This window comes from Cryobacterium sp. W22_MBD10_FK3, assembly GCF_052113745.1.
Lineage (GTDB): Bacteria > Actinomycetota > Actinomycetes > Actinomycetales > Microbacteriaceae > Cryobacterium.
The window spans coordinates 1-12522 of record NZ_JBGQOH010000004.1; the positions used below are offsets into that span (position 1 = coordinate 1).

Genomic DNA, 12522 nt, shown 5'->3' on the forward strand with positions numbered 1-12522 from the left:
GCGGGTGCGCCATCTCGCGAAAGCGGCCGAACGGTCACCTCGGCACCCGCGAAGCAGCCACAGCACCGCTCTCGCGGATGCGCCATCTCGCGATGCGTCACCTCGTGACGCGTCACCTCGCGGGTGCGCCATCTCGCGAAAGCGGCCGAACGGTCACCTCGGCACCCGCGAAGCAGCCACAGCACCGCTCTCGCGGTGGTGGGCGCGTCAGGCGCCGGTGCGGGCCAGCAGGGAAGCGTTCAGGGACCGGGTGAGCTCGAGGTCGTGGGGGAACTCCACGCCGTCCAGGGCGGTCACCGCGACCGCCAGGCGCACGCTGGAGACCAGCCATGCCGCATCCGCCGCCCGCAGCTCGTCGACGGTGACGTCGCGGTACTCGACGCTCTGGCCGTGCTCCTTGAGGTATTCGAACACGCTCTGTTGGGTGGTGCCGTGCAGGATGGCTCCGCTCGGCGCCGGGGTGACGTAGCGGCCGTCGATGCGCAGGATCACGCTCGAGGTGGGGCCCTCCATGACATAGCCGTCGTGGGTGAGGAAGATCGTGTCGTCGGCGCCACGGCGCTTGGCCTCACGCAGGGCGGCCATGTTGACGGCGTAACTGAGGGTTTTGGCGCCCATCAGCAGCCACGGTGCCTGTTCGGCGACGCCGCGCGGGTAGCCGCGGTCGAGGGTGATCACCCTGATGCCGTGCTCGCGCACCGCGGTGAAGTCGGCGGCGCGGGTGGCGTGCAGCCAGGCGGTGGGCGCGGGGCCGTGCTCGACGCCGCGGCTGAGCACGAACTTGAGGGCCAGTTCACCCTCGCCCGGGATGTTGGCGACAGCGTAGGCGATCGCGGCACGCCACTGGGCGGGGTTCGGCACCGGCAGGTCGCAGATCTGCGCGGAGTTGATCAGCCGGTTGATGTGCGGCTCGACCTCCTGCGGATGCCCGTTGACCACGCTGAGGGTCTCGAAGATGCCGTCGCCGCGTTGCGTGCTCAGCTCGGCGACCCGCAACGCCGGGGCGGCGGAGTCCATCTCGTGGAAGGTGTCGACGAAGTCGGTGCGGGTGGAATCGGCCGGCTCCGGGTCGATGAGCAGCGTGAAAGGCAGGGTCATGCAACGAGCCTACCCACTCGCCCGTTGCACGCCCGGAGCCCGCCCGTGTCGCAAGAGGCCCCGAGCGAAAGGACAGCTGCGGCCAGTCGTGCGGGGCAGCACTGGCCCCACGTGTCCTCTCGGCGAGGCGCACTGGAGCGAAAGGACAGTTGCGGCCAGTCGTGCGGGGCAACACTGGCCCCAGTGTCCTCTCGGGGCGGGCCGTCAGCTCTGGATGGCCACGATCGGGTCGGTGGTGGGCTGCTCGGAGCCGCCCTTGGGTTCCACGGTGACGCCCACGGTGTCGCCGGCGGTCATCGTGCCGTCGAGCACCCGCCAGACCGGGCCTGAACCGTCGGAGTCGAAGGTGCCGGCCGGGACCGGACCTGCCGTGCCGATGTACCAGAGCTGGTAGTCCTCGTCGTCGCCGAGGGCGGGCAGGTCGTCGACGATGATCGCGGACAGGCCGAGCTCGCCGGACCAGACCAGCGTGGCGTCCTGGCCGTCGGAGGTCTGCGTCGACGCCCGCTGGGTGTCGCCGGCGGCGTTGATCTCGGCGAGGCTGGCGGCCTGCTGCTGGGCGAACTCCCGGGTGGGGTCGCCGTAGATAGCCTGGCCGGCGAAGGTTCCACCGGCGAAGAGGGCGACGGCCGCGGCGGCCGCGACGAGATACCCGGCGGGGCGCTGGAACCAGCGGCGCTGGGCCCGGTCGGCGGCAGAACCGGAAGGTGCGATGCTCTCAGCTTCAGTGGCACCGTCGACTGGCCCGGCGCTTTCGGACGAGGCGGTTGCCGCTGTGCTTGCAGCGGAGCGAGACGGCCCGGCGCCGATCGGGATGACCGCGGGCGGCGCATCCGTCGGGGCATCGGTCTGAGTCGGCTCGGCGGCCGCGGCCGGCGCCTGGGCGGCCAGCTGCGGGGTGGAGGCGAGCTGCGCCATCAGGTTGGCCTTGAGTGCGCTGGAGGGCTGCACGGGCGCCACGGACAGGCCGAGGGCCACCGCGGTGTCGCTGAGTTCGGCGGCCTCGATGCGGGCCTGCTCGGAGCGGGCCAGGTAGCTCTCGTACTCGGCGGCCTCGTCGGCGCTGAGCGCGTGCAGGGCGTAGGCGCCGGCCAGGTCGGCCGGGTTGTCGATGGAACCGTTGCCGGTCAGGTCGTTGTCCTTGTCGGTGCCGCTCATGACGCCACCCCCAGTTCGTCTCGCAGACGGATTAACCCGTCTCGGAGTCTCGTTTTCACGGTCCCGAGCGGGATGTGCAGGTGATCGGCGACCTCACGATGACTGTAACCGCTGAAATACGACAGGCTCACGGCCTGGCGTTGCAGTTCGGTCAGTCTGGACATCGCCTTCTCCACCCTCTCGTGCTCGATTTTCACCTCGACGGTTTCGGCGACGTGGTCATACGGCACCGCGAGGTCGCGGATGCCGATCTTGGTGTCCCGGTCGCGACCGGCCTGCGACGACCGAATCCGGTCGATCGCACGTCGGTGCGCCATGGTCATGATCCAGGTCGAGGCCCCGCCACGCTGCGACTCGTACCGCGCCGCCGTCTGCCAGATCTCCAGGAAAATCTCCTGGGTCACTTCTTCGGACTGTGCGTGATCGATCAGCACGCGCTTGACCAAGCCAAGCACCCGCGGAGCGATCTGGTCGTAAAGCTCTCCGAAAGCCGATTGGTCGCCCTCGGCTACACGGGCGAGCAGCTCTTCTTTCGAAGGCGCCGTCGACGAGGCGTCGAGGTCGAACTCAGCAGTCATGAGATCCAGCATGTCAGGTCCAGTCCCCTTCCATGCTTAGGGTTCGGTACCGAGTCCCTGCTGGTTTGGTCTGGAGCGAAGAATTATGCGGCGGGCCCGGGGCCTGCCGGGCAGAGTGAAGGCCGGACCGCAGAACGCCTCTCGGCGCGAGGCCGTTCTAGACGGCGAATATTGGAGCCCGGGGTTACTGCGGTCCGGCCAGCATCAAGTGTAAACGACATCGGCTGAGAGTTCATTCCCAGATGCCGCCGCAGGGTTATTCGAGGGAGTCGCTGCGCCACAGCCGGGCGCAGGAGGCGAACTCCTGGGCGGTGGTGGAGAATCGCAGCGCACGCGTGGTCAGCTCGGACGACCGGCCGGGTTCGGTGCTGTCCAGGTCGTCGGCCACGCTCGCGCAGCCGGCGCCGATGACCCGGCAGAAGGCGGCCGCCCGGTCCAGGGCGATGGCGAAGTCGCCGGTGAACACGCCCCGCAGGATCTCGTCGGCGAGCAGGATGATCTCGGCCGGGCCGGTCGGCACTGCCGCGCCCGCGACCAGAGGGTCGATGCTCACGGCCACGTCGATGCCGCGCTGGTACAGGAACGACGTGCCCTCGGCATCCTGCCGGATCAGCAGGCGCACCAGGTAGATGCGCCAGAGCGCGCCGGGCAGGCTGCGCGGTGTGGCCCGAGACCACAGCTCCGCGACGGCGTCGATCCCGTGCTCGTCGGTGTACGCCACCAGGCGGTCGACCACCTCGGGGTCGGGGCTGTCGCGCACCCGGTTGATCAGCGCCTGAGCGGTCTCGTGGGCCACCCGGCTGATCTGGGCGGGGTCTTCGCCGCCCATCAGCGACTCGAACTTGGCGCCCGAGAACTTCGTGGGCTTGTGAAAATCGTCGGCCATCGCTCTCCTCCTGGCTGTTTCGGTTGGGCGGCGACGGTAATGCCGCCGGTTTGGTTGAGTGGTTCGGGATCGGGCCGGCGTCTCTGGCGGATGCGTCCACGCTAGTCAGAAAAACCGTCCGGCAATCCACGCTAAGTTATTAACCGCGGGCCTCTAGCTCAGTTGGTAGAGCAAAGGACTTTTAATCCTTGGGTCGTCGGTTCGAGCCCGACGGGGCCCACATTTTTATCGTCAGCAGTGTGTCCGGCGGGTGAGAGAATTCCCGGCTCACCCTGCTGACGGTCCAGCCCTCCAGCGCGAACCGGGCGACCTCGTGATTGAGCAGCCCCAGGCGTTGTTCGCTCGTCAGTGCAACCGACTCAGTAGTCATACCAGCCCCAATCCGTTGATAGGGGCAGCATAGAGCCGTCTACCGGGCTGCACACGGCCCCGATGCGCTCCCGGGAGCCGGCGAGCGCGGCATTCCTGGCCCGCACCGGATGCGCCGAGAACGGGCCGCATGCACCCTGGCAGCCCGCCGGGACTGAGCGGGCACCCGGAATGTCCTGCGAGTATGCGGTGTTTCCCTCCCTGTAGACGCTCATTCTGGTGTGCTGGTCTCCCGTCACAGGCGCGCAACCCGCGCCGTGGCGCAGGGTGGCGCACATTCGGAGCGTCACGAGAGGAGTCCAAGTGCGCAAGAACATCGATGTCGAGGTCGAGACCGGCGTGATCGAGAAGTACCGCCGGCACCCCAACGGGAACGGTTGGGTGTCCGGCAAGTCCACCGTGCAACCGAGCGCGTTCATTTCCGAGTCGGCGTACATCGAGTCCGGAGCGCGCGTGGGCCGGGAAGCGTGGGTCGGCCCGGGTAGCTGGATCGACCACGACGTCGTGATCGGCGACAAGGTGTTCATCGGCCAGAACGTGCACATCGGCGAGGGCAGCCTGGTCTCAGGCGGTGCGCACCTGGGCAGCCACGTGCGCGTGGGCCGGAACGTGCGCATCGCCGCCGGCGTGCGGCTGGACCGGGACACCCAGGTGCCCGACGGCACCGATGTGGCCACGGGAAACGTGGGCGCCGACGGCCGACGGGCGCACGGCTTGGCCGCCTGAGCATCCGTTTAAGCCGGTAAACCCCCGAAACCGTGCCGCGAGCGGTACCGGGTGCTGCTTCGGGGGGAGCAGGATGGACCCATGACACGTCGCGCACCGGTCAAGGACATCAACGAAGACGACCTCGTTATCGGCACCCCGAAAAAGGCCGCGGCCGGCCTCGAGGCGGTGGTGGTGGCCCTGGACCGGGGCATCGCGCAAGCCGGGGTCGGCCGCACCGCGCGGGCGCTGCTGCGGCTCAACCAGCGGAACGGCACCGACTGCCCCGGCTGCGCCTGGCCCGAATCGACCGGGCACCGCAAGACCGCCGAGTTCTGCGAGAACGGCGCCAAGGCTGTCGCCGAGGAGAACACGCTCCGCACCGTGGGCGCCGAATTCTGGGCCGAACATTCCCTGGCCGACCTGGCCGACAAGACCGAGTACTGGCTGGGCAACCAGGGCCGCATCTCGCAGCCGGTGGTGGTGCGCCCCGGCGACTCTCACTACTCCCCCATCGCGTGGGAAGACGCGTTCGCCCTGATCGGCGAGAAGATTCGCGCCACCACACCGGACCGCACCGTGTTCTACACCTCGGGCCGCACCGCCAACGAGACGGCTTTTCTGTATCAACTGTTCGCGAGGTCGATCGGCACCAACAACCTGCCGGACTGCTCGAACATGTGCCACGAATCGAGCGGCTCGGCGCTGAACCCCACGATCGGCATCGGTAAGGGCACCGTCTCGCTCGACGACATCCATGTGGCCGAGCTGATTCTCGTGGTGGGCCAGAACCCGGGCACCAATCACCCGCGGATGCTGTCGGCGCTGGCCGACTGCAAGGCGAACGGCGGCAAGATCGTGGCCGTGAACCCGCTGCCGGAGGCCGGGCTGTTCAACTTCAAGGATCCGCAGACGCCCACCGGGCTGGTCGGCCACGGGGTGCCGCTGGCCGACGAATACCTGCAGATCAAGGTCGGCGGCGACCTGGCCCTGTTCCAGGCGCTGGGCCACCTGCTGCTCGAGGAAGAAGCCCGGGTGCCCGGCTCGGTCGTGGACCAGGAGTTCATCGACGCCAACACCGACGGCATCGAGGCCTACCGCGCCGCCCGCGCCGAGATCGACTGGGTGGAGACCGAGAAGGCCACCGGGCTGTCCCGGCTGGAGATCAGCGTGGTCGCGAAGATGCTGGCCGCCTCCAACGCCACCATCATCTGCTGGGCGCTCGGCTTGACTCAGCAGCCGCACTCGGTGAACACGCTCAAGGAGATCATCAACCTGCTGCTGTTGCAGGGCAACTTCGGCAAGCCCGGCGCCGGTGCCTGCCCGGTGCGCGGGCACTCCAACGTGCAGGGCGACCGCACCATGGGGGTGTGGGAGAAGCCCAAGGAAGCGATGCTCGCCGCGCTCGACGCCGAGTTCGGTATCGTCTCGCCGCGCGAGCACGGCCTGGACTCGGTGAATACAGTCGAGGCGTTCGAGAACGACGACGTTGACGTGTTCGTGTCGATGGGCGGCAACTTCGCGCTGGCCTGCAGCGACACCGACGCGCTCGAAGCCGCGATGCAGCGGGTGGGCCTGACCGTGCACATCTCCACCAAGCCCAACCGGTCGCACGTGATGCACGGGGTCACCTCGCTGATTCTGCCCACGCTCGGCCGCACCGACACCGATGACAAGCATCCGGCCGGCCGGCAGGTCTTGTCGGTGGAGGACTCGATGTCGATGGTGCACTCCACCCAGGGCCGGCTCGCCCCGGTGTCTGAGCACCTCCTGGCCGAGCCGGTGATCGTGGCACGGATGGCCAGGGCCACGCTCGGCGACGACCATCCGGTGGACTGGAAGGAGATGGCGGAGGACTACGACGTCATTCGCGACCACATCGCCCGGGTGCTGCCCGGCTTCGACGACTTCAACAAGCGGCTGCGCGACAAGAACGGCTTCGTGCTGCCCAACCCGCCGCGCGACACCCGCAGCTTCGCCACCGACATCGGCCGGGCCCGGTTCACGGTGAGCCCGCTGGAGTACCTCACGCCGCCGCCCGGGCACCTGATTCTGCAGACCATGCGCAGCCACGACCAGTACAACACCACGTTCTACGGGCTGGATGACCGCTACCGCGGCATCAAGGACGGCCGCCGGGTGATCCTGATCCACGCCGACGACGTCACCGAACTGGGCTTCGCGGACCGTGACCTGGTCGACGTGATCAGCACCTTCGGCGGCCAGGAGCGCCGGGCCGACAAGTTCAGGCTGGTGGTGTACCCCACGCCGCGGGGCTGCGCGGCGGCGTACTTCCCCGAGGCCAACCAGCTGATGCACCGCGAGCTCGTGGCCCGGGAGTCGAACACCCCCGGCTACAAGGCCATGAGCGTGCGGTTCATCCCGCACGAGGATCGGCTGCCCGTCCTGAGCTGAGCCCGGGCCGGGCCGCGCGATAACTGTTGCCTCTGCGGACAATTGCACCCGGTGTGCCGGGCGCACTTGTCCGTTCGGGGAACAGTTGGGCAGGTTAGGCCGGGGTGAGGGCGTTCTCGGTGACCCGCTCGTCGCCGGCGTAGATCACCATCGAGTCACCGCGGAGGAAACCGACCAGGGTCAGGCCCACCTCGGCCGCGAACTCGGCGGACAGCGACGACGGCGCCGACACGGCGGCAAGCACCGGGATGCCGGCCATCAGCGCCTTCTGAGCCAGCTCGAAGCTGGCCCGGCTGGACACCATCAGCACGGTCCCACGGAGCGGCAGCAGGTTCTCCTTGACCGCCCAGCCGATCACCTTGTCCACGGCGTTGTGCCGGCCCACGTCTTCGCGCAATACGAGCATTTCGCCGGTGCCGGCGTCGAACAGCGCTGCCGCGTGCAAGCCGCCGGTCTTCTCGAACACGGCCTGCGCCTCGCGCAGCTTCTCGGGGAAGCTGGTGAGGAGTTCGGCGTCGACCCGCACCGCATCCGCGCGCACATCCCAGGTGGACTTGGTGCGCACGGCATCGATGCTCTCTTTGCCGCACAGCCCGCAGGAACTGGTGGTGAGGAAGTTGCGCTCCATGCTCGGGGTGGGCGCGGCGACGCCGGCAGCCAGACGCAGGTCGAGCACGTTATAGGTGTTCACGCCCTCGGCGGTGGCGCCGGCGCAGTACCGGGCGGTGGCCAGGTGCTCGCCGGCGGTGATGATGCCCTCGGAGACCAGGAATCCGGCGGCGAGGTCGACGTCGTGGCCGGGGGTACGCATGGTGACGGCCAACGACCGGCCGTTCACCCGCATCTCCAGCGGCTCCTCGACGGCGAGCACGTCTTCGCGGCGGATGGGCGGCTGGCCCACCGTCAGCCGGGTGATCTTGCGTCGTACCGTGACTCTGCTCATGGGTGCCCTCCTCGGGAGTGTGCCGGTGCGCGCGCTGGGGCGCCGCCGGAACCTAATTCGAGCCTAATCCTCCCCCCGGGGGTGTGGGGCAACCCGCCTGCGTAATGGCGAAAGCGGGAGTGTGGCTGCCTCCCGCCATTGAAGCAGCCACAGGGCCGCTCTCGCGAAAGAGCACCAGCGCGAAAGCGGGAGTGTGGCTGCCTCACGCCACTGAAGCAGCCACAGGGCCGCTCTCGCGAAGGATGCGGGCGGGGTGGGGTGGCGGAGTCGGCGCGTTTGCCGCGTACCGTGGTGTCATGGCACTTCCCCCTCTCGTCGAGCCCACCGGCCCGCTCAGCCCCACCGAAACCGAACGCCTGGCGAAGGTGCGCGGCCTGCCGCAGCTGCGGCTGCCCCCGATCGACGACCTCGGGCACCGCCGCCTCGCGGCCGCCCGGGTGCTGGTGCTGGGCAGCACGGGCCTCAGCGCGCCCGCCGTGCGCTCGCTGGCCGCGGCCGGGGTGGGCACGATCGGGCTGGCCGACGTGGGCCCGCTGAACGTGGACGCCCTGGTGCTGGCGACCACCACCATCCTCACCCTCTCCCCCGACACCGCCGTGACGGCGCACGACGAGGACCTCACGGCCGAGTCCGCCCCGCGCATCCTCGGCGGCTATGACCTGGTGCTCGACGGCAGCGACCTCAGCCCGCAGCCGTTCCTCGTTGGCGACACCTGCGCCGCGCTCGGGCTGCCGCTGGTGTGGGGCTCGGTGGCGCGCGGCAATGCCGAGCTGTCGGTGTTCTGGTCGAGCCCGCCCCGGCGCAGCGGCCAGCGGTCCACCCGGTTGCGTGACTTCTTCGGTGCGGATGCGGCGGCCGCCACCGCCGTCACCGTCGACGACGCCGGGCCCGGCGTGCTCGGCGTGCTCGGCGCGCTCCGCGGCCAAGCCGGCGCGATCCTCGCCGCTGAGGCCATCCGCCTCATCACCGGAACCGGCGAACCACTGATCGGCCGGGTGCTCACCATCGACGCCGAGTCCGGCCGGTTCGACGCCACTTTGCTGCCGGTGGCCCAGCCGGCGCCGGCCGGTGCCAGGATTGAGACCGACGGCCTTGCCGCATCCGCGACCGGGGCCCACGCCGCCACCAGTACCGCCGCCACAGCCACCGCCACCGCCACCGAGGAGTGACACCATGAGCACCAATACCCCGCTCCCTCCCGAAGCGCTCGACGAGTGGCTGGCCGCCCTCGCCGCCAGGCTCGGCCTGGACCCCGAGCTGGTGCCCACAGGGTTGCTGCTGGACGTGGCCCGGGACGTGGCACACAATGTGGCCCGGCCGGCCGCCCCGCTCAGCCTGTTCCTGGTGGGCCTGGCCGCTGCGCAGAACGGTGGCAGCACCGACGACATCACCGCGGCGAGCGCCGCGGCGACCGAACTCGCGCTGAGCTGGCCGGCCGCGCCGCGGTAGCCGGCTCTCGCTCCGCGGCGCGGTGACCGCTCCGCGGCGCGCTGACCGCTCCGCGGCGCGCTGACCGCTCCGCGGCGCGCAGACCGCGCGCTAAGGCCGTTTCGCGATGGTCAGGAGGATGGCGGCATCCTCTTCGGCCTCGAGGCTGTGCCGGGCGTTGGGCACGATGAGCAGGTCGCCGGTGCGCGCCTGCCAGGAGTCCTCCCCCACGATCAGGCGCACCCGACCGGTGACCACGAAAACAGTGGCGTCGCCGGGGTTCTCGTGCTCGGCCAGGACGGTGCCCTTGGTCATACCGATCACGGTCTGCCTCAGCACCTTCTCGTGGCCGCCATAGACAGTGTCTGCCGCACGGCCGCTCGTGGCCGCGGTGGCGGCGGCAAGCTGCTGGCGGGCAAGGGCGACGATCGAGATCTTCTGCATGACGCCAGCGTACGACCCCGCCGCGGGTTCGGGTTAGTGGGACGCGGCGCTCGTGGCCCGGATGACCTCGTTGAGGGTGTCACGCAGGGCGATCAGGGCATCCGGGGTCATGTCCAGGGTGCGGGCCACCCGCTCCGGGATGGTCTCGGCGATGGCACGGAGCTCACGGCCGTGGTCGGTCAGGGTCACCTGCAGGGCGCGCTCATCGGTCGCCGACCGCTGCCGGCGGATGTGCCCGGTCGACTCGAGCCGCTTGAGCAGGGGCGACAGGGTGGCCGGCTCCAAACGCAACGCGTCGGCCAGGCTGCGCAGGGTGCGCGGATTCTTCTCCCAGAGTGCCAGCATCACCAGGTACTGCGGATGCGTGAGACCCAGGGGCTCCAGAATCGGCTTGTACAGGGCAACCGTGGTGCGCGCCGCCACGGTCAGGGCGAAGCAGACCTGGTTCTCCAGGGCGAGCACGTTCGGTTCGGTCGTCATCGCTACCGGGTTCGTCATGCTCTGGCCCTTCGTTAGTGCGCTAACCATCTATCGGTTTTAGTTAGTACACTAACTAGTATGACAGCGAAGAAACGCAAACCGACCATCAAGGAGGCCGGCGGCTTCACCGCGTGGCTGAACGGTCGGCTGTTGCCGGTCATCGGCCCGCCGCCGCTCGGCCCGTACGACGACGAGGTGCCCGTTGCCGAGCGCCCGGTGGCCCGCTGCCCGCTCTGCGGCGCCCCGATGACCGAGCACGACATCGACCGCAGCGGCGAGCGCACCCAGCTGCGCTGCCCGCTGCCCACGGCCTGACGTACCTGCCGGGTCGACCCTGAGCGGTTAGAACTGCGCGTCGATCTCCACCACGAGATCCCAGGCACCCTCTTCGGCGTTGCTGAGCACCACCACGTCGAGGCCGCTCTTGGGGTAGTGCCGCAGGATGCCGCTGGCGCCGGCGTTGACGCCGTCTTTGTAGTACGAGCGCACCGCGCCATTGTCGTCGAGGTCGAACTCGAGGCCGAAGCCGTACTTCACGTCGTCGTCGTACTCCACCTGCGGGGTGAAGAACTCCTCGGTGTACTCCTTGGAGAGCAGCTGGCCGCCGCGCACGGCAGTGAGGAAGTTCATCAGGTCACCGGCAGTGGTGTGCGCACCGCTGTCGGGCGAGCCGATCGCCGGCGAGCTGTAGATGTTCGAGACCCAGCTGCCGTCCTCGCGCCGGTCCCAGCCCTCCGCGACCCGCGGAACGGCGTCGCGGCGGTCGAAGAAGCCGGAGTCGGTCATGCCGGAGCGGGCGAAGACCTCCTCGCGCACGTAGTCGCGGTAGCTGAGCCCGGAGGCCCGCTCCACGGCGAGGCCGGCGAGGATGTAGCCGACGTTGCAGTCTTCGCACTGCACGCCCGGCGGCGCCAGGCGCGGCTTGTCGGCGAACAACGGCAGGAAGTCGATCGTCTCGATCAGCGAGTAGTTGGGCGTCGCCGCCCAGAACGCGTCGTACTCCTCGCCCGCCTCCTCGTCGACGTCGTCGGCGATGCCGCTGGTGTGCGTGAGCAGGTGCAGCAGCGTGACGTCGGTGCCGATCGAGCTGCCGCCCAGGTCGACGTACTCGTGGATCGACGCCTCGAGGTCGAGCCTGCCGGCATCCACCTGCTGCAGCACGGCCACGCTGGTGAAGAGTTTGGTGATCGACGCCGTGTCGAACCGGGTGTCCAGGGTGTTGGGCACCTGCCAGCGCGGGGTGGCGAACCCGCGGGCCGCCTCAAAGACGGTGCGGTCGCCGTCACGCACCAACACCACGCCGGAAAAATCGCTGTCATCGAGAAAAGTCTGAATTGCCTGGGTATCCACCCTTCGAGCGTAGCGAACGGCGGCGGTCTTCGCGGTGACGGATGCGCCGGCGCCGGCCGGGCGCGGCCGTGGCCTCAGTCGGTGTGCCGGGTGCGCTTGGCCAGGCCGGCCAGGTCGATCGCGCCGACCGCCCGCATGCGCTCGGCGCGCGCGGCCGCGTAGCCGGGTTGACGGGGGTCGACCTTTTGGGCCAGGAGGCGGGCCGCGAGGGCATCGTTGATCTCCTGGAGGGCATCCGCGCGGGCCCTCTCGACGATCGCGGCCACCCGTTCGTCGTCGTCGGCGATCTCCCGCAGCCGCTCGGCGACGTGATCGTGCAGGGTGCGTCGCCGGCCCAGCCGCACGACGTCCCGGCGCTTGTTCTCGAGCTCCCGCCCCTTGCCGGACCCGGTGGTGCGCGACAGGTAGGAGCCGAGGCGTTCCACTCGGGTGGAGTCCTCGTCGTTCTGCCTCGCCACCTCGTGCAGTTCCTGCCTGGCGAAGGCGGCGTACTGCTCGACGTCGTAGTCGCTGTGGTCGCGGAGCGCACCGACGATGATGCGGTTCTTCAGGGCCATCCGCACGGCGGAGAGGGCGATGAGCATGCCCTCGTCGACGATCCGGGCGGTGGACGGCGTGGTCGGGCCAGGGGCCGCAGTGCCCTCGGTGTTGTCCGACCCGTTCTCCAC

The 12522-nt window shown here is 69.5% G+C and carries 14 protein-coding genes and 1 tRNA gene; 6 read left to right on the forward strand and 9 right to left on the reverse strand.

What is annotated here, in order from left to right; translation table 11 throughout:
- Positions 1-207: 207 nt before the first annotated feature.
- From ACEN2M_RS05865 to ACEN2M_RS05880, 4 genes are all read right to left on the reverse strand, one after another.
- Positions 208-1098 carry an aminodeoxychorismate lyase gene (locus tag ACEN2M_RS05865; protein WP_441647203.1) on the reverse strand — a complete coding sequence of 297 codons (891 nt, stop codon included), beginning with the start codon at positions 1096-1098 and terminating at the stop codon, positions 208-210.
- Between the two features lie 204 nt (positions 1099-1302).
- Complete coding sequence (locus ACEN2M_RS05870; RefSeq protein WP_441647204.1) at positions 1303-2256, reverse strand: anti-sigma factor domain-containing protein; 954 nt, start codon at positions 2254-2256, stop codon at positions 1303-1305.
- On the reverse strand, positions 2253-2834 hold the full coding sequence (locus tag ACEN2M_RS05875) for a sigma-70 family RNA polymerase sigma factor (protein WP_441647205.1): 582 nt from the start codon (positions 2832-2834) through the stop codon (positions 2253-2255). Before ACEN2M_RS05875 ends, ACEN2M_RS05870 begins: the two co-directional genes overlap by 4 nt.
- A gap of 256 nt (positions 2835-3090) precedes the next feature.
- Positions 3091-3720: a DNA-directed RNA polymerase subunit beta gene (locus tag ACEN2M_RS05880; RefSeq protein WP_441647206.1), complete on the reverse strand. Its 630-nt coding sequence runs from the start codon at positions 3718-3720 to the stop codon at positions 3091-3093.
- A gap of 147 nt (positions 3721-3867) precedes the next feature.
- On the opposite strand from ACEN2M_RS05880, the gene ACEN2M_RS05885 reads away from it, so the two are divergent.
- From ACEN2M_RS05885 to ACEN2M_RS05895, 3 genes are all read left to right on the forward strand, one after another.
- A tRNA-Lys gene (locus ACEN2M_RS05885) sits at positions 3868-3940 on the forward strand.
- A 452-nt stretch (positions 3941-4392) separates the two neighbouring features.
- A complete protein-coding gene (locus ACEN2M_RS05890; RefSeq protein WP_441647207.1) occupies positions 4393-4815 on the forward strand; it encodes a hypothetical protein in 423 nt (140 codons plus the stop codon).
- 81 nt (positions 4816-4896) lie between these two features.
- Positions 4897-7209 (forward strand): FdhF/YdeP family oxidoreductase, encoded by a 2313-nt coding sequence (locus tag ACEN2M_RS05895; protein WP_441647208.1) that lies wholly within the window; start codon positions 4897-4899, stop codon positions 7207-7209.
- A gap of 94 nt (positions 7210-7303) precedes the next feature.
- Here ACEN2M_RS05895 and fdhD read toward each other — a convergent pair whose 3' ends face one another.
- Entirely contained in the window at positions 7304-8152 is an 849-nt protein-coding gene (gene fdhD, locus ACEN2M_RS05900; protein ID WP_441647209.1) for a formate dehydrogenase accessory sulfurtransferase FdhD, read from the reverse strand.
- Positions 8153-8448: 296 nt separating this feature from the next.
- Between fdhD and ACEN2M_RS05905 the strand changes: the two genes are divergently transcribed.
- On the forward strand, positions 8449-9321 hold the full coding sequence (locus ACEN2M_RS05905) for a HesA/MoeB/ThiF family protein (RefSeq protein WP_441647210.1): 873 nt from the start codon (positions 8449-8451) through the stop codon (positions 9319-9321).
- 4 nt (positions 9322-9325) lie between these two features.
- The gene (locus ACEN2M_RS05910) at positions 9326-9601 is read left to right on the forward strand and encodes a DUF6457 domain-containing protein (RefSeq protein WP_441647211.1); all 276 of its coding nucleotides are present in this window, start codon (positions 9326-9328) and stop codon (positions 9599-9601) included.
- Between the two features lie 90 nt (positions 9602-9691).
- Here the strand turns inward: ACEN2M_RS05910 and ACEN2M_RS05915 are convergent, their stop codons facing one another.
- On the reverse strand, positions 9692-10024 hold the full coding sequence (locus tag ACEN2M_RS05915) for a cupin domain-containing protein (RefSeq protein WP_441647212.1): 333 nt from the start codon (positions 10022-10024) through the stop codon (positions 9692-9694).
- Positions 10025-10057: 33 nt separating this feature from the next.
- Positions 10058-10522: a MarR family winged helix-turn-helix transcriptional regulator gene (locus ACEN2M_RS05920; RefSeq protein ID WP_441647213.1), complete on the reverse strand. Its 465-nt coding sequence runs from the start codon at positions 10520-10522 to the stop codon at positions 10058-10060.
- Positions 10523-10582: 60 nt separating this feature from the next.
- Between ACEN2M_RS05920 and ACEN2M_RS05925 the strand changes: the two genes are divergently transcribed.
- Positions 10583-10819: a hypothetical protein gene (locus ACEN2M_RS05925; RefSeq protein ID WP_441647214.1), complete on the forward strand. Its 237-nt coding sequence runs from the start codon at positions 10583-10585 to the stop codon at positions 10817-10819.
- 27 nt (positions 10820-10846) lie between these two features.
- Here the strand turns inward: ACEN2M_RS05925 and ACEN2M_RS05930 are convergent, their stop codons facing one another.
- Together ACEN2M_RS05930 and ACEN2M_RS05935 are read right to left on the reverse strand one after the other, a co-directional pair.
- Positions 10847-11854, reverse strand: a complete 1008-nt coding sequence (locus tag ACEN2M_RS05930; RefSeq protein ID WP_441647215.1) for a serine hydrolase domain-containing protein — start codon at positions 11852-11854, stop codon at positions 10847-10849.
- 74 nt (positions 11855-11928) lie between these two features.
- Positions 11929-12522 (reverse strand): hypothetical protein, encoded by a 594-nt coding sequence (locus tag ACEN2M_RS05935; RefSeq protein WP_441647216.1) that lies wholly within the window; start codon positions 12520-12522, stop codon positions 11929-11931.

What these genes read in the sequence shown, in the direction of transcription:
- ACEN2M_RS05920 (WP_441647213.1), bottom strand. Translation starts at nt 10,522, where the DNA reads ATGACGAACCCGGTAGCGATGACGACCGAACCGAACGTGCTCGCCCTG.
- ACEN2M_RS05910 (WP_441647211.1), top strand. Translation starts at nt 9,326, where the DNA reads ATGAGCACCAATACCCCGCTCCCTCCCGAAGCGCTCGACGAGTGGCTG.
- ACEN2M_RS05905 (WP_441647210.1), top strand. Translation starts at nt 8,449, where the DNA reads ATGGCACTTCCCCCTCTCGTCGAGCCCACCGGCCCGCTCAGCCCCACC.
- ACEN2M_RS05865 (WP_441647203.1), bottom strand. Translation starts at nt 1,098, where the DNA reads ATGACCCTGCCTTTCACGCTGCTCATCGACCCGGAGCCGGCCGATTCC.
- ACEN2M_RS05880 (WP_441647206.1), bottom strand. Translation starts at nt 3,720, where the DNA reads ATGGCCGACGATTTTCACAAGCCCACGAAGTTCTCGGGCGCCAAGTTC.
- fdhD (WP_441647209.1), bottom strand. Translation starts at nt 8,152, where the DNA reads ATGAGCAGAGTCACGGTACGACGCAAGATCACCCGGCTGACGGTGGGC.
- ACEN2M_RS05915 (WP_441647212.1), bottom strand. Translation starts at nt 10,024, where the DNA reads ATGCAGAAGATCTCGATCGTCGCCCTTGCCCGCCAGCAGCTTGCCGCC.
- ACEN2M_RS05875 (WP_441647205.1), bottom strand. Translation starts at nt 2,834, where the DNA reads ATGACTGCTGAGTTCGACCTCGACGCCTCGTCGACGGCGCCTTCGAAA.
- ACEN2M_RS05895 (WP_441647208.1), top strand. Translation starts at nt 4,897, where the DNA reads ATGACACGTCGCGCACCGGTCAAGGACATCAACGAAGACGACCTCGTT.
- ACEN2M_RS05925 (WP_441647214.1), top strand. Translation starts at nt 10,583, where the DNA reads ATGACAGCGAAGAAACGCAAACCGACCATCAAGGAGGCCGGCGGCTTC.
- ACEN2M_RS05870 (WP_441647204.1), bottom strand. Translation starts at nt 2,256, where the DNA reads ATGAGCGGCACCGACAAGGACAACGACCTGACCGGCAACGGTTCCATC.